The organism is Calditrichota bacterium (assembly GCA_013112635.1).
Lineage (GTDB): Bacteria > Calditrichota > Calditrichia > Calditrichales > J004 > JABFGF01.
In genome coordinates, this window is sequence record JABFGF010000010.1 from 99,529 (window position 1) to 120,967 (window position 21,439).

Sequence of the window (21,439 nt, forward strand, 5' to 3'; positions counted from 1 at the left end):
GATCCAATCTACAAGATGTTAACATTTATTTAATTTTTGCATAATGTATGGTTTTAATACCAATACAGCCATTTGATAAAGTTTAAATATTAGATACCGAATACTCACAAATTCGAGGTATTCTCAATGCCTTAAAAAAAAGCAAGTATTATGACCAATTACTCTGAAAACAAAACACTCAAAAACAATCGATTATTTTTTATTGTAACATTTCTAATTCTAATTGCAATTTATTACCTGGTAAAAGATGTTCGGTGGCAAGGCAACAAAGAGTTTCACACCACATTAGAAATTATTGCAACTATTTTGGCATTTGGTGCTGGTCTTTTAGCATTAGTGCGTTTTTACACAAAAAAAAGTAATGCATATCTTTTGATAGGGGCGGCTTTTATTGGGACGGCCTTTTTAGATGGTTTTCACGCACTGATAACCTCTAATTATTTTGAACAAATGCGCTCTACATCTTTGGATCGGTTAATACCATGGAGTTGGAACGTATCAAGGGTATTCTTGTCGATAACTATGTATGGGAGTTACCTCGTATGGAAAGTTGAGAACCGTTATAACATTAATTGGAGGGCAAAACAATATAGTGTTTTAGTTTATTGCTTTTTGTTTATAGTTTTCAGTTTTCTGCTAATTTTATTTTTTCCACTACCGCGCGCATATTACAAGGAATTTGTTTTTGGACGCCCGGAAGAATATGTTTCGGCATTTTTCTTTTTATTAGCACTTCATGGTTACTACAAAAAAGGAGAATGGAAAACATCTTCCTTTGAATTCTGGATTGTATTATCACTAATCATCGGGTTTTTAGGCCAGGCTCTGTTTATGCCATTTTCCTCCGCTATGTTTGATATACAGTTTGACGCAGCCCATATAATAAAAAAAGTTAGTTATCTCTTTGTACATATTGGCCTATTGACTAGTTTTTATTATTTATTCCGCAATTCTGAAAAACAGAAGATTCAAATCCTTACTGAAATAAAAGAACGTGAACTGGCTGAAAAAAATATGGCCAAATACAGGAAAAGAAACGAATTAATACTTTATAGTGCCATTGAAGGGATTATAGGTTTGGATATCGAAGGTCGGCACACATTTGTAAACCCGGCTGCTCAACAAATATTAGGGTATTCTGAAGATGAAATGATTGGCAATGACAGTCATTCCATGTGGCACCATAGTAAAGAAAATAAAACTAATTTTCCGGTTAGTGAATGTCCAATCCATATTTCCATGAAAGAAAAAATAGCTTTCTCTGAAGATAATGCGGTTTTCTGGCATAAAAATGGATTACCCGTTTTTGTACAATATTCTGTTTCACCGTTAAAACAGGGTGAAAAAATTATTGGCTCAATGATTGTGTTTCAGGATGTAACCAAAATTCGCCGTTCTGAAGCACAGTTACACAGGTTGTCCCAGGTTGTTGAGCAAAGCCCCACAATTATTGTAATTACAGACACGATGGGTAAAATAGAATATGTGAACCCCGCCTTCACCAAAGCAACAGGATACACAGCAGATGAGGTATTAGGCGAAAATCCGAGAATTTTGAATTCAGGAAAAAATAAAACAGATATAAAAAACCTCTGGGAAACTTTAAATGCCAATAAAACCTGGGAGGGTGAGTTTTATAATAAAAGAAAAAGTGGAGAGATGTATTGGGAAGCGGCCATTGTCAGCCCGTTAAAAAACGTTGATGGAGCTACAACCCATTTTGTGGCCATTAAAACAGATATATCACGACAAAAAGAACTGCAAGATAAACTATGGCACTCTGAGAACCTGATAAGAATGATCCTGGATCAGATTCCACAACGAATTTTTTGGAAAGACAAAGAGTATAAATACCTGGGTGCTAATAAACTTTTTGCATCTGATGCGGGATTTTCATCCGGTGGAGAATTAATCGGGCGCGATGATTTTGAAATGCCGTGGAAGGAAATTGCCCATAAACATAGAGAAGATGATAAGACAATTCTTGAAGGCGGTGAAATAAAAATCAATTTTGAAGAACCCGTTTTTAGTGAAGATGGTATTCAACAATGGATACGTACAAGTAAACAGCCATTGCTGGATCAGGATGGAAATATATTTGGTGTGTTGGGAAATTTTGAGGATATAACTGAGCGTAAAAAAGCAGAGCAAAGCCTTAGAGAATACGCCCATGACCTTGAAAAAAGCAACAAAGAACTGGAAGAATTTGCCTATATCGCTTCTCATGATTTGCAGGAACCTTTGCGTAAAGTAACAACATTTGGTGACCGGTTAAAAGAAAAATATTCGGATGAACTTCCACAAAATGCGAGAGACTATTTAAACAGGATGAATGACGCCGCATCACGAATGCGGGTTTTGATTAATGATTTGCTGAATTTCTCCAGGGTTACATCCAAAGCAAAAGAATTTGAGCAACTGGATCTTAGCCAAACTGTGAAAGATGTTATAACCAATCTTGAAGTAAAAATTGAAAAAGAAAACGCAATAATTAATGTAGAAAAACTCCATGATATTGAGGCGGATCAATCTCAAGTATACAGATTATTTCAAAATATCATAAGTAATTCATTAAAATACCGAAAACCTGACATAAATCCTGAAATAAAAGTTCATTGTAAAATTGCAGATCGTAATGGACAGAACAATGGTGACCAGGTATTTGAACCATATTGCCACATTTATGTGGAAGACAATGGTATTGGATTTGATGAAAAGTACATTGATAAGGTGTTCGCCCCTTTCCAAAGATTACATGGCCGGCATGAATATGAAGGCACAGGAATGGGACTGGCCATTTGCAGCAAAATTGTTACCAGACACAGAGGTTTTTTAACAGCTAAAAGCACACCGGGAAAAGGTTCCGTTTTCATCGTATGTCTTCCGGTAAAACAAAGAAAAAAGGATGGTAGGAAATGAGCAATTTAGAGCCAATAATTATTTTACTGGCCGATGATGATGAGGATGATTGCTTTCTAATTAAAGAAGCTTTTGAAGAAAGCCGGATTTCAAATGACTTGCAATACGTAAATGATGGTGAAGAATTAATGGATTATCTTCTTAATCGTGGTAATTATGAAGATAAAGCAAAACATCCAAAGCCTGATTTAATATTGTTAGATTTAAATATGCCACGCAAAAACGGTAAAGAGGCATTAAAAGAGATAAAGGAAAACCAGGAGCTTAGAAAGATTCCTGTCGTAGTGTTAACAACTTCTGAGGCGGAGGAGGATATCATAAAAACCTACGATTTAGGAGTCAATTCATTTATCACTAAACCGGTTTCGTTTGATGGGCTGGTAGAAGTTGTTAAAGCTTTAGGCAAGTATTGGTTTCAAATTGTAAAATTACCTAAATAAAAATACGGTGGGAAATTAGTAAATATGGAAGAGAAGAAATTAAAAATTCTATATATAGAAGATGATATTGAGGATTTTTTCATAATCAAAGAAAGCCTGAATGACATTGATGGGCTTGATTTTGAAATTGAGCAGGCTCAGACATGTGAGAAGGGAATGGCAAGGCTTGCTAAAAATGAACATGATGTGTGTTTATTAGATTATCGTTTGGGAAACAGTACCGGACTCGATTTTTTAAATACAGTTAATGCATTTTTACAACCAACACCAATAATCTTTTTAACAGGACAAGGTGACAGGAATCTTGATGTTGAGGCCATGAAAGCCGGGGCTTCAGATTATATTTCAAAAAATCGAATCGATGGTGTAACATTAGAACGCACCATCCGACATGCAATCGAGCGTAAAAAATATGAGGGTCAACTTTTAGAAGTCCAGGATGAGCTAACTATGGCTATCATGGAAATAAAAGATAACCAAAAGAAGCTGATAGAGATGGAAAACCTTAAAAGTGTTCGAGAGCTCGCAGGAGCCGTGGCCCATGAGTTTGCCCAACCTTTACAAGCCCTTAGTAATTATGTTTCCCTGCTAAGAAATGGAACAGATACTGAAAAGTATATTACAAAATCTGAAGATATGGTTGGCAGGATTGCCGAGCTAACTGAAAATTTAAGAAACATTACCCAGTTATCGAAAAAGGAATATGTTGATACGCAGATACTTGATATTAACAATCTAAAAAAAGAAAACAAACTTGATCATCCAAATAGAGTTTTAATCCTTGATGATGAACAGATCATTCTTGACACATTATTAGAAATGTTTGAGATACGAGGTTTTGAATGCAGCGGTGTTTCAAATGGTGAAGAGGCTTTAGAACTTGTTAAAAAACATGATTTTGATATGATTATTTCTGATGTGAATATGCCCGGTATGTCAGGACCAGAATTTTTTGAAAAAGTAAAAGCAATGGGCAACACTTCTACTTTTATTTTTCTTACCGGTTATGAGATAACAGATGATGTAAAAAGTATTGTAAATATGGCCGATGGACTTTTAAACAAGCCTGTAGTTTTTGATCATTTTTTTACAAAACTTGAGGAAATCAACTCTGTTCAAATTGTCTAGCTTTTTCATGTATCATTATCAATTATCATTATTGAACCATTTAAAAAAGTCAAATATATTTATTTTTTTCCTAATTTTATTTCCCCTTCTCCAATCAAGATATTCATCGTAACTTATGATTCCAATCGGTCCCTCATAAATCCCGCCATACTCAAGTCCATCATACACTCTAACAGCTAAAACATTCTCTCCTGCAAAATTGAGCAGGTTATCTTCCAATTCATAATCACGGTATACCAGCCATTCATCGGTATATTCATTTATCCAGGGATCGCCCTCAATATCACCTGTGCCCCCAACATATTTACCATTGAGATATACTTCATCAAAATCATCAATTCTACCCAACATTAAAACCAGACGTTCATTTTGGTATCTTGGATCCATTTTAAACCGAATTCGGTACCAGGCATAACCATTATAATGTTTGTATCCCTGAACTTCCCATGTCATTGGCACCAAAATGTTTTCCCAGTGGCTTTCATCAAAATCAGGGCTTATCCATTTTTTAGAATCACCTGTAGTAAATTTCCAAACTCCCTCTAAAGATTTTATATAGCTTGGGCTGCTGTTATTTTGATACACGCCAAGCTTGCCATAAACCAGGCCACCGCTAAGTTCTGCATCAAACACACGGACAGCAATGATATTTTCTTTATCCTTATTTAAGTATGTGGCCGGAATGTGGTATCGCCGATCAACATTGTATGCAGTGTTATAGTCAGGTGGAAAACTACCAGAAAGCCCAATCATTTTTCCATTTACGAAGACCTCGTCAACATCATCAATATGCCCAAGATGCAGGTATAAGTCATCCTGTACCTCTTTAACTGTAAACGATTTTCGATACCAGGCATAACCATCATAACCGGGATATCCTTCTTCTTCCCACTGTGCCGGTGCAAAAATATTATCCCATTCAGAATCATTAAAACCTGGATTTGCCCATTCATAATTATCACCAATTGAAAATTTCCAGGAACCTCTTAAATCAACTATTTTTTGCCACTCTTCTTTAATTTCTGCAGCAAAAAGTGTTGAACAGAACAGTGTTACCAGGAAAATTGAAAACATCCTATTTATCATAATTGAAGCTCCTTGTAAAAATGCATTCTAAGTGCATTCAAACTAATCTATAAATTTGTAGCCAATGCCATGAACAGTTAAAATGTGTCGTGGATGTGATGGGTTGAATTCTACTTTCTGTCTTAAATGCAGAATAAAATTATCCACGGTACGTGCAGTAATCCCATCATCCATTTGCCAAATGGAAGACAGCAAATCATCACGGCTTACAGTCCTGTTTTTATGCTGCCAGAGATATTTTAACACATCAAACTCTCGGTGTGTCATTGCTATTTGTGTTCCATTTTCAAATGCATCGTAAGATGAAAAGTGTACTGTTAATTTCCCTACTTTATGCTCATCAGTTCCGGATATTAAATCCTGAGTCCTTCTTAAAATTGCTTTAATCCTGGCAAGCAGTTCACGCAAACTAAAAGGCTTTGTAATATAATCATCTGCCCCCAGCTCCAATCCCAATACTTTATCAATTTCTTCACCTTTGGCGGTTAATATAATAACAGGTGTTGCAATTCCATCTGCCCGGATTTGTTTACAAACATCGAACCCTGAGATATGAGGCATCATTACGTCCAGTAAAATCATGTCATAAGATCCTTCACGTATTTTTTGCAAACCTTCTCTTCCATCCTTTGCTGTCGAAACCTGATAACCTTCAAACTCCAGGTTATCCTTCAGGATAGAAGTCATTTTTTCTTCATCATCAACTACTAACAAATGTGCCATTTTAGCTCTCGTTAATTGGGAAATTTAGTATAAATGTGCTGCCTTTCCCTGGTATGCTTTTTAGATTTATTTTTCCCTCATGCGCATCAACAATGTGTTTAACAAGGCTTAAACCAAGACCACTGCCTTTTGTATTATGCACATGCCCTGTTGTTTCACGGAAAAACTTATCAAATACTTTTTCATGATTCGCCGGTTCAATACCGGATCCATTATCCCGTATTTCAATAAAAGCAAATCCATTTTGCTGGCCACTTTTTATAGAGATTTTCTTTTCTTCAGGACTATATTTTATGGCATTATCAATCAAATTTATCAATGCTTCACTCAAAGCAGTTTTATCTGCTGTAATATTTAAATTTTCCTCAAAATATTCTGTAGAAAAATCAAAACCATTTTCTAACGCATGATCTTTGTAGATATCGGTCACTTCTTTTACCAATTCATTTAATTCAATTTTTTCGAATTGGTATTCCTTTTTACCTGACTCCATTCGTGAGAAGTTTAAAATATTATTGATAAGATGCGTAAGCCTTTCGCTTTCCTGGCTTATGTTTTTATAATAATCGTGGCGTTTTTTTTCATCTTTTACGCGGTCCATTTCCAGTGTTTCGGCATACATTCTTATAAGTGATAAAGGCGTTCTTAGCTCATGCGATACATTGGATACAAAATCTGATTTTAGCTGCGCCAGGTGCATCTCTTTGCGCATGTTATAAAAGATAAACCAGCCACCGGCAAGTAAGAACAGATCGAGAAAAAGAATCAACATCAGGCTTTGATTAAATCTACTCTCTGTAATTTGTGAAATACTTTCCCCTTTAAAACGTATTCCAAACACATACTCAGGGAAAATCCATACCTTTTTATTTACACCCAAAACACCTGTTGGAATTTCCCCTGAAGAAAAGCGGGCATATTTTCCACTTTTGGAAAAAATACCAATATCAAACTTATCAGTGGCAATTTCTTTCATTTTCGGTTCAATAACATTTTCGAAGGTGCGCGCATTATTTACAAGTAAAGCAATCAAAAACTGATCATCTCCATTTATATAAACATAGAGTAAAACAAAAAAATCGTTTTCTATTTCCGGAAAAAGTGACTCAGGGAAGTTTTCAATCTTGCGATACCCTTGCCTTTTTAGTTTTATCATGTTTTGGATTTTTGCTTTATCCTGCAACAGATGTTCAGGCAGCTTATTATTAAACAAGATAGGCTTGGCATTTATATCACTCTCTGAAAAAGACAACTGTTTTTGCATGTCAAGATTATAAATTGAAATCATTGTTACGGGATTACTTTTGGAAAAATATTTTTCAAACTCATTAACCAGGTTTTCTTTTTTTGTACGGATTAATATTTCATCGATTTTTTGGATTGAGCTTTCAAAATAACTAAAGACATATTGATTGATCGCAAATAACAATGTTTCCATTTGCTGTTTGTAAATCCCTTCTACAATCTCTTCATTTTCATTGAGTGAATTAATTTCATAAGCCGTAAAAAACAAAGCAGGAAATAACACAATAATTATTATTACCAGGGTGATATTTCTTAAACGGTTGTTGGCCTTGTTCATTTTGTTTCCTGAAGCATGTGATTTTCATATTTAATTCGAGACAAATATCCTTATTTAAAGCACACCATTCAACCTTCATGACATTTAATGACATCTGATTAATTGCTTATGACATCAATGACTTTTGATCGGCGTATAATCCAATCAAACAAAAAGATCAAACCAGTCACTAAGGAGAAAATCATGAGAAAATTTACATCAGCTTTTACACTTTTAACATTACTTGCAGGATTAGCGGTTGCTCAACATAATGGCAGTGCATTACAAAATGCAGAAAGAAATTATTTAATAGGATTAAAACATTCAAACAACGGTGTTGTTGAAAGCGCTATTATTAATACAATGATATTGAAAACATATCATCCTGAGAAAGATTTTAGCCAAATAACAAAAAAGTTGGATAGTCTTTCACTGGAAAGCCCTAAAAAGACAATCAGGCTTAAGGCATTTATAGCCAGCAATTATTTAAAACACCCCGAGCGTTTTAACTGGATTGAAAAAGGCGATTATGAACAAGCGATTCAGTTTTTTCAGTTGTACTCAGCCAAAGTTGATGAACAACTAAACCGGAAAAAAACAACTGTTACATTAAATAATTCCAATAGGTAGGCATTACAAGTGCGTCAGATTGAAGTTGGTTTTCACTCAAATGTTTATGCAGCAGATTTTGATCAAAATGAGAAGTGGAAATGCCGTTCAGAAACTTGAATAGTAGTTTGGGTTCGATAAGTATGGGGAAGTAAGAAGACAAAAACATTGCGGAGAGGGTGGGATTCGAACCCACGGTACCTTGCGGTACACACGCTTTCCAAGCGTGCGCATTCGACCACTCTGCCACCTCTCCGAAAAACTCTTTGAAATAAATCTATATTTTTTTTGTCTTTTTTTCGCGTAACTGCAAAAAGAACTCACCCATTAATTGTGAGCATTCTTTTTTAAGTACTCCCGGTATAACTTCAATTTGGTGATTCAGCCTTGGGTCATTCAGCAAATTGAAAAGGCTTGAATGAGCACCGGTTTTTATATCCTGAACACCATAAACCAGTTTTTTTATCCTTGCCAAAACAGAAGCACCAGCACACATTGAGCAAGGCTCCACAGTAACAAACAGCTGAGCCTCCCTTAAAAATTTTTCCTGGATAGTCGCCGTAGCTGCTGTAATTGCAATCATTTCTGCATGAGCTGTAGGGTCACTTAATAACTCAACCTGGTTATGCCCACGGCCAATAATTCTGTTATCGAGAACAACAACCGCACCAACAGGAACATCTCCGCTATCAAATGCTTTTCTTGCCTCTTTAATCGCTTCCTGCATAAAAACCTGATCATCATTTTTATTTGTTAGCGAAATGGGCATGTGCTGTTCATCTATGTCTTGTGAAAACAAAAAAGCCCATTTAACAGGGCTTTGTGATGTACGCCCGAGAAGAGTCGAACTCCTAACCTTCTGATCCGTAGTCAGACGCTCTATCCAATTGAGCTACGGGCGCATTAAAAAAGAGTTTTTAATTTACAGTCGATATAATCTGATGTCAATTAAAAAACATAATTATTTTGCAACGCGAACATTGACAGCTCGATCGCCCTTCATATCTGATTTTACGTCAAATTTTACGTTTTGACCTTCGCGTAAAATTTTTGGCTTAACTGAAGGATGAATATCACTAACATTAACAAACAAATCATCATCATCATCACTCACAATAAAACCAAACCCTCTTTGGGCATCCCAAGATTTAACTTTTCCTGATTGCATATTATCCCGATTTGTAAATGATTTATTATTTTTGAATTGGATATAATTTTCAAAACAAAATAGCTTAAATCAAGCCTTTTCCTGTCACTTTACCATAATCTGAATCTGTTTTCCATAGTTAAGGAATCTGAGTATAGATTTAAAAAACTTTGAACCTTTTGCCACTGTGGTTCTTCAGTAAAATCTACAACTTCAGTTAATATTGAATCAGCCTTATTAAACTTACCATTCATGTAATGTGAAAATATATCTCGAAATATAGTGTCTTTCTCGTTGATATGGAAACTTCTAATGGCATTATCCAACCAGGCTCGTGCTTCTACAAATTTATTTTTCTGTGCATAATAAAAAGCCACATCAATAAATAAATCACTTTTTGCATTTACTTCAGATGATGGAAAACTGACAGCTTTATCAATATTAAATAACCATCCCGATGTATCAGATTTTAATAATTTATACCTGGCTTTACTTTTAAAGAAGTCAAAATAATACCATCTTGCTGCTAATGTATCTTTCGATTTTATAATATTCTTAATTCTAATTAAATTTATTTTCAGCTTTACTGTATCACCTTCAAGAAAAACGGAATCTAATTCTAAAAACAATTGCCCCTTTTCCGCTAATACTTTTCTGTGATTAATTCTCTTTTGCGTCAAGCTATCATCTATTGAGAAGCCTTCGAACGAATTAATAAGTTCAAGAGCTTCAGAAAAATTCTTTTGTCGGATTAAATTATCAACAGGTTTTAAATCAACATCATCCGCACAACTAATTACAATCACAAGAGTTAATAATTTCAAAAATCTGGAAATCATTTGATAAATGCCTCAAAAAATAATGTCATTACCGGGATAATCAGGATTAGGGCAACATATCTGTTAAAAAGCTGTTCATTTACATTTCTTTGCAAAAAATGACCAAATGCAAGCCCGATTACCATAAACAAAATCATAACAAATATTGTCAAATTCAATTCAGGTAAAAAATTATTGTATTCATATAAAAACAACCGCCAAATCGCCCCAATTGTAAAAATAGCAATTGCCTGGCTTCTGAACTCTTTTTTTCTGTTTTTTAGTTTTAGAAAAATAATTAGAATTGGTCCACCGGTACCTGTTAGGCCTGCCAACATACCCGTTAAAGTAGCCAAAGCAAACAAAAATGGATTACCACTTTTCCTGATAAATGTAAACTCAAATTTCCTGTTTGAGATTAAGACATAGATAAAAATACAAACGACTGCAGCAATTAATATTTTTAAAAGATTAACCGGAACAAAACCTAAAATAGAAACACCCAAGTAAGATCCAATAGCCAGGAAAAAAGCGGTGGGGAAAACAAAACGCCAGTTAACATTTTTTAAAACCGTAAGTAAAAGAAGGGTTCCGCCAATGGCATCAAATAGGCTTGATAAGGAAATTGCTGTTAAAGGATCGTATAAGATGGTAAAAGAAGGGACAATAATTAAAGCAGGGCCAAAACCTGAAAAACCTTTTACAAAATAGGCTGCTAAAATAAAAACAATTGCAAGAAGAAGGATCCAATCCACTAGTTTATATTTTTTTTGCGCGAATCATCTGCATAAAATAACGCATTGCTTCAACTTCATTCATACTGCCAATAACCTGCCGTATTTTCATCGATTTTTGAAGTTCACTTTTGGTCATTAACAGATGTTCTTTTCGTGTACCTGATTCATTAATATTAATGGCTGGCCAGACGCGCTGTTCCGCGCATTTTCGAGACAAAATCAAATCCATATTGCCAGTGCCTTTAAATTCCTGGAAAATAATTTCATCCATTCGGCTGCCTGTATCTACAAGTATTGTAGCTAAAATTGTTAAAGATCCGCTGTTTTCAAGATTTCGTGCTGCACCAAAAAACCGCCGTGGTAATTCCAAAGCATTTGCAGATAATCCACCACTCAAAGTTCGCCCGTTGGAATTTGTTTTTTTATTATAGGCACGTCCCATCCGGGTTAATGAATCAATTAAAACAACAACATCATTTCCTGCTTCCATGCTTTTTATAGCAGAATTCATAACCAACCTGGTTATTCTCAAATGACTTTCAACGCTCTCATCGGATGAGGAAGATAAAACAAATGCCGATGGAACAGATCTTTTAAAATCTGTTACTTCTTCAGGACGTTCATCAACCAATAAAACGTAGATATCGGTTCCTGAGTGGTTTTTAGTAATCGCTTGTGCATAATGTTGTAAGATTGTTGTTTTGCCTGCTTTGGGTGGTGATACAATTAATCCTCTTTGTCCCCTTCCAACCGGTGATAGTAAATTTAAACACCTGCCAATAACATCGGTGTCTTTCAGGCTAAGGTCAAACTGATCTTCGGGATTTATTGTTACCGAGTCTTTAAATGAGACTATTTTATGCAATTTATCGATGGGAAAATTATTGACACTTTCAAGTTTGTTTAAAACCGGATTTTTATTTTTTCCTTCTGCGGGTTCTGCCTGTCCTTTTAAAAAGGAACCTTCTTCAATGCGGTGTTTTTTCAACAACTGAGGAGAGACGTAAGTATCACCAGTCAGCGCATCAAAATTATTTTCAATTTGCCTTAAAAATCCAAACCCTTTTTGAAACTTCTCTAAATAACCTTCAACCGCAATCATGCACCAGCATCCTCAATAAGTAAATTTCCTTTTTCCATAATTTTTTTATCATCAAACCAAACATCCGGTTTTGTAACAACGCAGTCAACATGAATACCTACATCACACGTTCCGCCCATTGTTATATTATTTCCAAAGGCTATATGAATTGTTCCAAACACTTTTTCGTCTTCTAAAATTTTTCCGGTAATTATTGCCGAGTCATTGGTCCCAATACCCAATTCGGCAACATTTAGCCCAGGTTTATCGAATGCCCTCAAATTTTTCTCAAACTGACGAGCTTGCTCACCACCACTAAATGAATTTGCAAAGCCATCTTCAATTTTAATGGTTACAGGGGGGCCTTCAACTTTTCCGATACCGGCTATTGAAGCATCAATTACCAGCGTCCCGTTACTTTTACCTTCAACCGGTGCTAAAAATGATTCTCCGCTAGGAATATTTCCGCCTTTTCCCTTTTCACGTACAAGTCCTGTCGATGAAATTGGCGGCATTCCCTCAATTGGTAAAAACAGATCTGTACCCAGGTCTGTAGTAATCCTCACATTTTTAGTTTTGCTCAACAGTGCACTGATTTGCTCAGTTCTTTTGGCAATTTTAGTATAATCTGCCTGTAATGTTCGTATAAAAACATCTGTGGTTATTCCCGGCAAAGTTGCAACACGAGCTCCTTTTTCACAGGCATTTCTTTTTGCATCTGTATGCGTTAAGGATTTGGCAGTGGGGCAAACAACAATATCAAATTTTTGCATCATTTGTGCAACTGGGAGTGGGGGTTCTTCTCCATTCACCTTAGCTACTGGCATTAAGATAAGGTTAATTGATGAACAAAGTTTTTGGCCAGTTTCATAAAATGCATGCCCTACCTCAAAAGTTTTATCATCGGTTACAACTAAAACTGATTCATTCTTTTGAAGATTCAGACAATCAAGAAAAGCCGTTTTCACAGCCTTTTCTAAACCGTGTTTCATATTTTTCCTTTAAACAAATATGTGTGATGTGGTAAAAACTCGAAAAAAAAGGAGGATGCTTTCGAATTTAAGACATTAGCAAAATACTAATAATAGGATCAATTTAATAATAATTTACTTTAAACAAAATACCCCGATAAAATCGGGGTATTTTGATTAGATTTGTTACGACTTTTTTTCTTTGGCTAATTTCTTTTTTAGCTCTTTTTGCCATTTCAAATCATCTTTAAGCATTACTTTCCATTGTTTCTGAAGCATTTTTACTTTTTCATGCCTCAATGCGATTGCCTGCTTTTCAGCTTCTTCACGGCCTCGCTTTTTTGAAACATAAAACTTACGTGAATTTGCTTTCCCTTCAGAACTCCAGGTTGCCTGAAAATAATGAACTTCTCTTCCCCGAATTGTTGTTTTTACTTCGTTAACGCCAACAACCCCACTTTGGTTATTCTTTGGTGCTTTGTTATAAAATGGGCGCCGATTAGGATTACGGCCCTCACGCTTATGTAGCTCTGCTACCATTTTGTTGTGGTCCCGGAATTTTATTGCATTGTTAAGTGCAATTTGTTTCCCGCCATACAACCTGTCACTAAATAACTTGGACGTGAATACGCCTCCATTCGCGTAGACACGTACATACCATCCATGGGTATGTTTTGAGTCGATCCGGCTAATACCCGGATATTTCTTCGCATTGCTCACTTGAGTTCCCCCTCATTGTGAATTAATGGTAGTATTAATTAAAGTTTTCTTCAGAAATAAAGATACTATCTTTAAAGCATAGAATAATAAATCTATTTGATTAAGCGTTTGCTATAATATAGTATAATAAAAAATGTTTGCAAATTATTCCTTTAATAATGTTTTTTTAAAAAAACAATCTTTATATAATTAAATTAGACACTTATCTAAAAGATAAATTGCACTTAAATCAGTTTCAGGAGTAAAGATGAAATCCCTAAGCGACCAAATTTTTAACCTAATGACACTACTCTATAACGCCCATCCTTGGCATGGAATTGAAATTGGTCAGGATTCCCCGGAAGTAGTAAATTCATATATCGAAATGGTTCCAACAGATACCGTAAAATATGAATTAGACAAAGCATCCGGATTGCTTAAAGTAGATCGCCCACAAAAGTTTTCTTCAATGCCTCCAATGCTTTACGGGCTTTTACCAAGAACATATTGTGGTAAAAGAATTGCCAAATTCTGCAACGAAAAAACAAATCGAACCGATATAGTTGGAGATAAGGATCCATTGGATATTTGTGTATTAACCGAACGACCGATCACACAAAGTAATATTATTGTTCCGGCTGTTGTTATAGGTGGTTTTAGAATGATTGACAATAATGAAGCCGATGACAAAATCATTGCTTATTTAAAAAATGATCTCGTTTATAGTGAATGGCAGGATATTAATGACGTACCCGAAATGCTAATCGAGCGTTTAAAGCATTATTTTCTAACCTATAAAGATATTCCCGGCGAAAAGAAACATGTTTGTGAAATATCCCATATATACGACAGAAAAGAAGCATACCTGGTTATTAAAAAAAGTTGTGAAGACTACAATGAAAAATTTTCAGGACTCGATACTTTCGGATCTTAGCTCTATCCGCCAACAAATTTTATTTTAAAACCTTTTTGCTTAAGAATGGCAGCAATCTTATCCCTGTGGTCTCCCTGGATTTCAATATTGCCATTTTTAACGCTGCCACCAGCGCCACAATCTTTTTGCAGCTCTTTTTGTAATTCTTTTAAGTTACCTTGTAAACGGGAAATTACAGTTACAACCTTGCCTCTTCTTTTTTTTCGATCACGTTCAATGTATGCCGTATTTCCTGTATTGTTTTGAACCGATCCTTCTTCTTGAGTGTTTTTGACATCTTCGTGAGTAGAAAATACTAGCTGACTGTTTTTTCTATTTTTCATACTACTCACCCATGTTTTCCAACCGTGCAGGCAGATTTCTTTTTATCCAATCTTCGAAATTATTATAGCTGACTTTCTGTTGCAGTTCAGAAACGCGATTCTTTATTTCGGATAACTCCTCGTCACTTAAGGGGTTGGATTGGTCAATATAAGAAGATACAGGCTTTAATTGATCCAAAATACCCGTTTTGAATTCATATTCCGAGCGGTGGTCATCCCCTCCTGTAACTCCAAGATAATCACGGATTATTGATTCCGAAACATTACGTCCGTGTTTTTGAGATTCTTTAATATTTCCTTTCCCGGTTATCGCATTCCCCAAAGCAAACACATTTTCAAATCCTTTTAACTTTCCTGTTGATGCATCCTCCAGCTCAAATTTTTCACCATCAGAATTTATCCCGGGTATCAATTCCGGGATGCTGCCAATTGAGGATATTGCAAGGTGTGTTTCAACCTCCGATATTTCTCCTTCGATTGGCATAGCTCGATTATCAACTATTTTATTCTTCTGCATTTTTAGTCCGGTCAATTTTCCATTCTCAACAATAAGATCAACCGGGCTCTGACATTCATTTACTTTAAACAGAAATTTATCTTCAGCCAGGCTTACTATTTTTTGACGGACTGCCTGAGATTTTTTGAGGTCATCTTCATTTCCGGATACCGGATCTGGAGAAAGAGGCATATCTATAATTCTGCGACGGTAGAAAATATTACAGTTTTTCAGATTAAGCGAATCAATATCTACTCCTATTGAATCTGCAGCTTTTCTCAATCCAAGACGTTCTATGGAAATTGAATCCAGATTATGCCCCAACTTTGCTATTGCAGCACGAAATGTTTCAATCATTAATATTTTGGCCACATCAATTGAAGCCAAACCGCCACCTAAAACAGCAGCATTTTCTTTAATTTCAAAGTCTGGTCCGTTATATGCCGGATCATGGCACAGATTGAACCATTGAACAAATGGGTTTTGATAATAAAATCCGTTACCCAAAAAGTGTTCTATTTTTTGTAATGGAAACGCCCTGTCTTTCCATGCGCCTGTAGCAAGAAGGATTGCGCTGAAACCCCAATTTTTGCTAATGTCTTCAAAACTCAAATCTTTACCAAGACGGCAAAGCGGGACATATTGCACATTAGGTTGGCTTAGTCTTTCATTTATTTTTTTTTCTTGCTTGTCCCGGAGCTTTACGTGCCATTTGGGCAATCCGGATTCAATTTTCCCATACGGTAGTGCATTCTGGTCAAATACAACCACGTGAACACCCCGTTTTACCATCTGTTCAACAGCTTCAGAACCTGCAACTGCTCCACCAAAAATTGCTACACAATGTTTATCTGCCATTCTATTTTCTGTTTGGGTTTAACTGATCGAATAATCTAAATACTTAACAAGTTTTGTGCAAACATGGTAGCAATCAGATTTTTATTTTCGGTTAAAATACACAATTGCCATTATTATTAACGCAAACGGCAATAGTGGAATAGCTATACTTATTACACTTACTATTGCAGTAAACAATCCCAAAGGAATTAGTATTGCCACAAGTAAAACAGTACCAATAATTTTTAATGGAAGTGTAATTAAAAAAGCACCTGCATAAAAAATGGCTCCAAAAACTTTAAAAATTACCCATAAAAAAAAGAAAAGAAAAGCAAGACCAATTAATTCCATGAATCCTCCACATATTATTTTTCAAGCACCATAAAACTTTGGGGCTTCAAATTAATACGGACACGGCCATTCTTTGATTCAATTTTTTTTCTGCTAAAAATATCGGTTACATTTTCACTTGAAACCAGCTCAATATTCTCTGTTGATTTTCCTCTGTTAAACAAGATTGTCAGTTTTTGGTTTTCAGAAGCTCGTGTAAACCCAAATGTATTTTCTGTTGTGGCCACATCTAAAACTTCAAATGATCCGGAATTTAAAGCCGGATTTTCCCTGCGTAATTTTATCAAAGATTGATAATACGAGAAAATTTCTTCATCAAATTTATTCTCATCATCAGGTCTTGTTTTGCCTGGTAAAGGATGCGTTTTTTCATTTTCAAAATCCATGTCTTCCCACAACATTGGTTTACGGTCATCGGGATCATCTGTACCCCACATACCAGCTTCCGTGCCGTAATAAAGCATCGGTGCCCCAATAAAAGTCATCTGAAATGCAGCGATCAGTTTTTGAGGTGTTCGCTCTTCCGCTGTTGGTTTTCGTAAATTATATTCAGGGTTATCGCGTGGGCTTCTGTCCCGGTCATAATTTAAATCGGGATTTAAAACCATAGATGCGACCCGGTCGGTATCGTGTGAATCAATTAAATTCCACAATCTATGCATGGTTTTTTCACCGTAATTTTCTTTAAGCTCGTTAAAACGCTTTGCCACCTCAGCACCATTTATTTGCTTGTTTTTATTTATAAAAAATTCGACCATGGCATAAGCAAAAGGGTAATTCATTGCTCCGTCAAAACGTTTATCCTTTACAGCTTCAGAGGCGTCATTCCAGATCTCCGCAACAATTAATGCTCCGGGATTTATGGATTTTACATGTTTATACCATTCACGCCAGAAAACAGGTGCCACCTGCTCGGCCACATCCAAACGCCAGCCATCAATTCCGTCGCTTGGATCGCCATCATTATTTGGATCCATCCATCTTTTTGTTGAGGCAAAAATATAATCCCAAACTTCTTTTCTAAACCCATTTTCATCTTCATAAAATTCGGGCAATCCTTTAAACCCCCACCAACCGGCAAAATCAAATTCGTTTTCAGGAGTGGCCGGGTCATCCCATTTCTTTACATCGTACCATCCTGCATAACGGGAATCCGGTCCATTTTCGACAATATCCTGAAAGGCAAAAAATTCTGGTCCTGTATGGTTAAAAACACCATCAATCACAATCCGAATATCCCTTTTATGGGCTTCCTGAATAAGCTCAAAAAAAACTGAATCCGCCGATGTAAAGATCCATGAGTTTGGATCATCAGATTCTTTGGCATTAGAAAGACGAATTTTATCTTTGGAAGAATTCCGTCCAAAATTGTCATCAATATGGTGAAAAGAAGCGCCATCATATTTGTGGAGAGATTGAGCTTCAAAAACCGGGTTAAAATAAATTGCGTTAATTCCAAGGTCTTTTAGATAATCGAGTTTTTCAATAACACCAACCAGATCACCACCATAACGCCGCTCAAAAAACGAATCATAAAACTTATCTGATTTGCTCATTTCCCATGGCTGTACTTTGTACCAATCGCTTTGCCAGGGATGCACCTGCCAACCTTTGTATTGATCGGAACCATTTACTTCCTCTGCTTTCGGATCATTACTTTTTTCGCCATTCCTAAAGCGTTCGGGAAAAATCTGGTACCAAACTATTCCGTCTGCCCAGGAAATATCTGGAGGATTAACTGCTTTTCTTTCAAAATCAGAACATTGAATAAAAAAAGATCCCAAAATGAGAATAATAAATAAACGCATGTTTTTCCTTTTATTTAGTTAAGGCGAATTGGTTTTTCAAAAATAGCTATTACAATTTTCTAATGCTAAAAAATTCAATCCCATTTTAGTGAATAAAAAAAATAGTCAATTACTTTTGAATGCTAATTATCTGCTTTTTGGTTAGATTTAAACTAAAATTAAGTAATTCATTTATAAAAAATAGATTTCAATGAGCATGGAGTTTCAATATGGAAAGCAAGAAAATTGAATTTGATAATCCGCGAGTAGCTGACGTATTTATGAATTACCCTGAAAAATTACAAACCAAACTTTTAGCCTTACGTCAAATGATTTTTGAAACAGCAGCTGCTACAAATGGTGTAGGCAAATTGCAGGAAACCCTTAAATGGGGTCAACCAAGCTACTTAACCCCAAAGACAAAAAGCGGCAGCACTGTTCGAATTGACAGTATTAAAAACAATCCAGAAAAATATGCTATGTATTTCCATTGCCAGACAATGCTTGTTGAAACATTTAGGGAAATGTACCCAACCAAATTTAAGTTTGAAGGCTACCGGGCTATTATTTTTTCGATCGAAGATCAGATTCCGGAGCAGGAATTAAGCCACTGCATTTCTATGGCACTGACTTATCACCTAAACAAAAAAATGAGCTCATAGTAAAACGGTTGCGACACGTACCAAAGATACATTTTTCTAACCAAAAACTTTTTGCATTATCGTTTTTTTTTTTTCGTATATTTGCAGGTAATTGTCAAGTAGAAATTTATTCTCATTCAAATGCTTTGCTGTTCTTGAGGGGGAAAGCAAAGTAAACAAAAGGAAACATTTTGTTTTGTTTGCAAAAACCAACACCCTCGACCTTCTTCTTTTCTTTCAACATATATTCTTTAGTTACAAAAACATAAGGATGAAAAAATGAAATTTTTATTAACTATTCTATTATTTTTAATATCAACTAAAATCTATTCGCAGGTTGATACATCAATATACTACCCACTACATATTGGTGATACCTGGGAGTATTATAATCCATACTCAGGTTATTACCAGGTTGAAATTATTGGCGATACGCTAATGCCCAATGACCGTACGTACTTTGAGTTTTCAATGACTAACAGAAAGTACCAAAGGGTAGATAGTAATAGGTATGTGATGGTTTATAATGAATTCGCACAAGACAAAGAGTTTATTCAATATGATTTATTAGCAAAAAAAGGAGAAATTATTATTTCGCCTATAAATGAAACGTATGGTAATGGAGTATATGATAGCGGAATTGATAACAATAACTTATTACAACAAAACCTTAAATGGAAGGAATATCGAGATGTTTTTATAGACACAACAATAAATCCACCTGATACAGTATGGAATCAAACAGTTGATTTATATTGGCCACGAATTACAAAAGGATTGGGTGTCTCAACCTATTCAGCTGGATTAGAGATATTGGTTGGGGCAACAATAAATGGTGTGGGTTATGGTACTTTAGTTGGAATTGAAGAGAATAAAAAAACAGTTAATAATAGTTTTTATCTCTCTCAAAATTATCCAAACCCGTTTAACCCAAGTACAACAATAAAATATAACCTACCAATAAAATCTCACATTATTATTAACATTTATAATGCAGCGGGTGAAAAAGTAGAATTACTTTTTGAAGGAACACAGAAAGGAGGAAAACATGATATAACGTTTGACGGTTCGGATCTATCAAGTGGCATATATTTTATCCGGCTACGCGCTGGAAATTACACACAGAGCATTAAAGCGCTATTATTAAAATGAAGACTTTAAGAATGAAATACTTAATTACAAGCTTACTTTTTTTAATCACAACCAACTTAAGCGCACAAGTCGATACAACAATATACTACCCACTACATATTGGTGATAAATGGGCGTATTATTCACCCTATTCTGGACAACATAATGTAGAAATTATTGGTGATACTTTGATGCCTAATGAAAAAACCTACTTCATATTTTCCAATGGAGTGTATGCTTGGCGTTTTCAAAGAAGTAACAACGACACAATATACTACTATAATACTGCTGATTCTGAAGAATACGCGTTATTTAGTTTTACTACGCCAGATAAAACACTCTGGAAAGCTCCTTTTGAATCTAACTGGTGGGGTTTATTTGAGACAACAATTGATGACCTGAACCTTATTAGCCTGCCTTTAACAAATAAAATTTTTGACCGTGCCTTAATTGATACAATAGAAAATAAGCCAGATACAACTTGGGGGTATATTATAGATCTATACCCAACGCAGGTTACAAAGGGTTTTGGTATTACCTCGTATAATTATGGATTAGATGTACTAATAGGGGCAAAAATTGATACAAACCGTTTCGGAACACTTGTGAGTATTAATGATCAACCATTTTTGATAAAGAGTTTTGTCCTAAATCAAAACTACCCAAATCCTTTTAACCCAATCACAAAAATTGAATACAACATTCCAGTTAAATCAAAAATTAAAATTGATGTTTTTAATGCATTAGGAAAAAGAATAAAAACACTTTACACAGGCTTTCAGAAAAGAGGAAAACACATTATTGAGTTTAATGGGACTGGGTTTACTAGCGGCGTTTATTTTACCAAATTGCAGTCAGGAAATCATGTTCAAATAATTAAAATGCTTTTAATAAAATAGTATCAAATGATACCATAGCTTGTCTTTTTAGAACATTTAATTGCCTAAAGGGATGAGCTCAATATACTGTTGAACGACGCGTTTAGACAAGCGTGTAATTAAAGAAATAGAATTAATATCA

22 protein-coding genes and 2 tRNA genes are annotated in these 21,439 nt (G+C 35.3%); 8 read left to right on the forward strand and 16 right to left on the reverse strand.

Features of this window, described 5'->3' with window-relative positions:
* Positions 1-150 precede the first annotated feature (150 nt).
* The 3 genes from HND50_19560 to HND50_19570 are packed head-to-tail and all read left to right on the forward strand — an operon-like array spanning position 151 to position 4,487.
* Positions 151-2,919, forward strand: coding sequence for a PAS domain S-box protein (locus HND50_19560; GenBank protein ID NOG47447.1), 2,769 nt, complete (start codon positions 151-153; stop codon positions 2,917-2,919).
* On the forward strand, positions 2,916-3,359 hold the full coding sequence (locus tag HND50_19565) for a response regulator (GenBank protein NOG47448.1): 444 nt from the start codon (positions 2,916-2,918) through the stop codon (positions 3,357-3,359). The genes HND50_19560 and HND50_19565 overlap by 4 nt, the downstream gene beginning before the upstream one ends.
* 24 nt (positions 3,360-3,383) lie before the next feature.
* Complete coding sequence (locus HND50_19570; protein ID NOG47449.1) at positions 3,384-4,487, forward strand: response regulator; 1,104 nt, start codon at positions 3,384-3,386, stop codon at positions 4,485-4,487.
* A gap of 18 nt (positions 4,488-4,505) precedes the next feature.
* Here HND50_19570 and HND50_19575 read toward each other — a convergent pair whose 3' ends face one another.
* Genes HND50_19575 through HND50_19585 form a run of 3 tightly spaced genes read right to left on the reverse strand, consistent with a single transcriptional unit; the run spans position 4,506 to position 7,878 of the window.
* Entirely contained in the window at positions 4,506-5,573 is a 1,068-nt protein-coding gene (locus HND50_19575; GenBank protein ID NOG47450.1) for a glycoside hydrolase, read from the reverse strand.
* Between the two features lie 42 nt (positions 5,574-5,615).
* The gene (locus tag HND50_19580) at positions 5,616-6,296 is read right to left on the reverse strand and encodes a response regulator transcription factor (GenBank protein NOG47451.1); all 681 of its coding nucleotides are present in this window, start codon (positions 6,294-6,296) and stop codon (positions 5,616-5,618) included.
* A gap of 1 nt (position 6,297) precedes the next feature.
* Complete coding sequence (locus tag HND50_19585; protein ID NOG47452.1) at positions 6,298-7,878, reverse strand: HAMP domain-containing histidine kinase; 1,581 nt, start codon at positions 7,876-7,878, stop codon at positions 6,298-6,300.
* Positions 7,879-8,061: 183 nt separating this feature from the next.
* Here HND50_19585 and HND50_19590 point away from each other — a divergent pair, with 183 nt between their 5' ends.
* Entirely contained in the window at positions 8,062-8,487 is a 426-nt protein-coding gene (locus tag HND50_19590) for a hypothetical protein (protein ID NOG47453.1), read from the forward strand.
* 150 nt (positions 8,488-8,637) lie between these two features.
* Here the strand turns inward: HND50_19590 and HND50_19595 are convergent.
* From HND50_19595 to HND50_19635, 9 genes are all read right to left on the reverse strand, one after another.
* A tRNA-Ser gene (locus HND50_19595) sits at positions 8,638-8,722 on the reverse strand.
* 21 nt (positions 8,723-8,743) lie between these two features.
* Complete coding sequence (locus HND50_19600; protein NOG47454.1) at positions 8,744-9,235, reverse strand: nucleoside deaminase; 492 nt, start codon at positions 9,233-9,235, stop codon at positions 8,744-8,746.
* A 59-nt stretch (positions 9,236-9,294) separates the two neighbouring features.
* Positions 9,295-9,368 (reverse strand) — tRNA-Arg (locus HND50_19605).
* A gap of 59 nt (positions 9,369-9,427) precedes the next feature.
* Complete coding sequence (locus tag HND50_19610) at positions 9,428-9,634, reverse strand: cold shock domain-containing protein (GenBank protein ID NOG47455.1); 207 nt, start codon at positions 9,632-9,634, stop codon at positions 9,428-9,430.
* 89 nt (positions 9,635-9,723) lie between these two features.
* Positions 9,724-10,452 (reverse strand): hypothetical protein, encoded by a 729-nt coding sequence (locus HND50_19615; GenBank protein ID NOG47456.1) that lies wholly within the window; start codon positions 10,450-10,452, stop codon positions 9,724-9,726.
* Entirely contained in the window at positions 10,449-11,186 is a 738-nt protein-coding gene (locus tag HND50_19620; GenBank protein NOG47457.1) for a sulfite exporter TauE/SafE family protein, read from the reverse strand. Before HND50_19620 ends, HND50_19615 begins: the two co-directional genes overlap by 4 nt.
* A gap of 4 nt (positions 11,187-11,190) precedes the next feature.
* Positions 11,191-12,270 carry a transcription termination factor Rho gene (gene rho / locus HND50_19625; GenBank protein NOG47458.1) on the reverse strand — a complete coding sequence of 360 codons (1,080 nt, stop codon included), beginning with the start codon at positions 12,268-12,270 and terminating at the stop codon, positions 11,191-11,193.
* Positions 12,267-13,241, reverse strand: coding sequence for an aminopeptidase (locus HND50_19630; protein ID NOG47459.1), 975 nt, complete (start codon positions 13,239-13,241; stop codon positions 12,267-12,269). The genes rho and HND50_19630 overlap by 4 nt, the downstream gene beginning before the upstream one ends.
* A gap of 165 nt (positions 13,242-13,406) precedes the next feature.
* Positions 13,407-13,940, reverse strand: coding sequence for a hypothetical protein (locus tag HND50_19635; GenBank protein NOG47460.1), 534 nt, complete (start codon positions 13,938-13,940; stop codon positions 13,407-13,409).
* Positions 13,941-14,187: 247 nt separating this feature from the next.
* Here HND50_19635 and HND50_19640 point away from each other — a divergent pair, with 247 nt between their 5' ends.
* Positions 14,188-14,853, forward strand: a complete 666-nt coding sequence (locus tag HND50_19640) for an inorganic pyrophosphatase (GenBank protein NOG47461.1) — start codon at positions 14,188-14,190, stop codon at positions 14,851-14,853.
* Between the two features lie 2 nt (positions 14,854-14,855).
* On the opposite strand, the gene HND50_19645 is transcribed toward HND50_19640, so the two are convergent.
* The 4 genes from HND50_19645 to HND50_19660 all read right to left on the reverse strand — a co-directional run bounded on the left by HND50_19645 (position 14,856) and on the right by HND50_19660 (position 18,668).
* Positions 14,856-15,176 (reverse strand): translation initiation factor, encoded by a 321-nt coding sequence (locus HND50_19645; protein ID NOG47462.1) that lies wholly within the window; start codon positions 15,174-15,176, stop codon positions 14,856-14,858.
* A gap of 1 nt (position 15,177) precedes the next feature.
* Positions 15,178-16,530, reverse strand: a complete 1,353-nt coding sequence (locus HND50_19650) for a hypothetical protein (GenBank protein NOG47463.1) — start codon at positions 16,528-16,530, stop codon at positions 15,178-15,180.
* Positions 16,531-16,611: 81 nt separating this feature from the next.
* On the reverse strand, positions 16,612-16,860 hold the full coding sequence (locus HND50_19655; protein ID NOG47464.1) for a hypothetical protein: 249 nt from the start codon (positions 16,858-16,860) through the stop codon (positions 16,612-16,614).
* 14 nt (positions 16,861-16,874) lie between these two features.
* The gene (locus HND50_19660; GenBank protein NOG47465.1) at positions 16,875-18,668 is read right to left on the reverse strand and encodes a glycoside hydrolase family 13 protein; all 1,794 of its coding nucleotides are present in this window, start codon (positions 18,666-18,668) and stop codon (positions 16,875-16,877) included.
* Between the two features lie 209 nt (positions 18,669-18,877).
* Here HND50_19660 and HND50_19665 point away from each other — a divergent pair, with 209 nt between their 5' ends.
* From HND50_19665 to HND50_19675, 3 genes are all read left to right on the forward strand, one after another.
* Positions 18,878-19,309 carry a DUF1801 domain-containing protein gene (locus tag HND50_19665; protein NOG47466.1) on the forward strand — a complete coding sequence of 144 codons (432 nt, stop codon included), beginning with the start codon at positions 18,878-18,880 and terminating at the stop codon, positions 19,307-19,309.
* A gap of 258 nt (positions 19,310-19,567) precedes the next feature.
* Complete coding sequence (locus HND50_19670) at positions 19,568-20,440, forward strand: T9SS type A sorting domain-containing protein (GenBank protein ID NOG47467.1); 873 nt, start codon at positions 19,568-19,570, stop codon at positions 20,438-20,440.
* 11 nt (positions 20,441-20,451) lie between these two features.
* Positions 20,452-21,318 carry a T9SS type A sorting domain-containing protein gene (locus HND50_19675; GenBank protein NOG47468.1) on the forward strand — a complete coding sequence of 289 codons (867 nt, stop codon included), beginning with the start codon at positions 20,452-20,454 and terminating at the stop codon, positions 21,316-21,318.
* Positions 21,319-21,439: the final 121 nt, after the last annotated feature.

Bases quoted from the DNA above. Each gene is read 5' to 3' on its own strand.
- HND50_19560 (NOG47447.1), top strand. From the start codon at position 151: ATGACCAATTACTCTGAAAACAAAACACTCAAAAACAATCGATTATTT.
- HND50_19565 (NOG47448.1), top strand. From the start codon at position 2,916: ATGAGCAATTTAGAGCCAATAATTATTTTACTGGCCGATGATGATGAG.
- HND50_19570 (NOG47449.1), top strand. From the start codon at position 3,384: ATGGAAGAGAAGAAATTAAAAATTCTATATATAGAAGATGATATTGAG.
- HND50_19575 (NOG47450.1), bottom strand. From the start codon at position 5,573: ATGATAAATAGGATGTTTTCAATTTTCCTGGTAACACTGTTCTGTTCA.
- HND50_19580 (NOG47451.1), bottom strand. From the start codon at position 6,296: ATGGCACATTTGTTAGTAGTTGATGATGAAGAAAAAATGACTTCTATC.
- HND50_19585 (NOG47452.1), bottom strand. From the start codon at position 7,878: ATGAACAAGGCCAACAACCGTTTAAGAAATATCACCCTGGTAATAATA.
- HND50_19590 (NOG47453.1), top strand. From the start codon at position 8,062: ATGAGAAAATTTACATCAGCTTTTACACTTTTAACATTACTTGCAGGA.
- HND50_19600 (NOG47454.1), bottom strand. From the start codon at position 9,235: ATGCCCATTTCGCTAACAAATAAAAATGATGATCAGGTTTTTATGCAG.
- HND50_19610 (NOG47455.1), bottom strand. From the start codon at position 9,634: ATGCAATCAGGAAAAGTTAAATCTTGGGATGCCCAAAGAGGGTTTGGT.
- HND50_19615 (NOG47456.1), bottom strand. From the start codon at position 10,452: ATGATTTCCAGATTTTTGAAATTATTAACTCTTGTGATTGTAATTAGT.
- rho (NOG47458.1), bottom strand. From the start codon at position 12,270: ATGATTGCGGTTGAAGGTTATTTAGAGAAGTTTCAAAAAGGGTTTGGA.
- HND50_19630 (NOG47459.1), bottom strand. From the start codon at position 13,241: ATGAAACACGGTTTAGAAAAGGCTGTGAAAACGGCTTTTCTTGATTGT.
- HND50_19640 (NOG47461.1), top strand. From the start codon at position 14,188: ATGAAATCCCTAAGCGACCAAATTTTTAACCTAATGACACTACTCTAT.
- HND50_19645 (NOG47462.1), bottom strand. From the start codon at position 15,176: ATGAAAAATAGAAAAAACAGTCAGCTAGTATTTTCTACTCACGAAGAT.
- HND50_19650 (NOG47463.1), bottom strand. From the start codon at position 16,530: ATGGCAGATAAACATTGTGTAGCAATTTTTGGTGGAGCAGTTGCAGGT.
- HND50_19655 (NOG47464.1), bottom strand. From the start codon at position 16,860: ATGGAATTAATTGGTCTTGCTTTTCTTTTCTTTTTTTTATGGGTAATT.
- HND50_19660 (NOG47465.1), bottom strand. From the start codon at position 18,668: ATGCGTTTATTTATTATTCTCATTTTGGGATCTTTTTTTATTCAATGT.
- HND50_19665 (NOG47466.1), top strand. From the start codon at position 18,878: ATGGAAAGCAAGAAAATTGAATTTGATAATCCGCGAGTAGCTGACGTA.
- HND50_19670 (NOG47467.1), top strand. From the start codon at position 19,568: ATGAAATTTTTATTAACTATTCTATTATTTTTAATATCAACTAAAATC.
- HND50_19675 (NOG47468.1), top strand. From the start codon at position 20,452: ATGAAATACTTAATTACAAGCTTACTTTTTTTAATCACAACCAACTTA.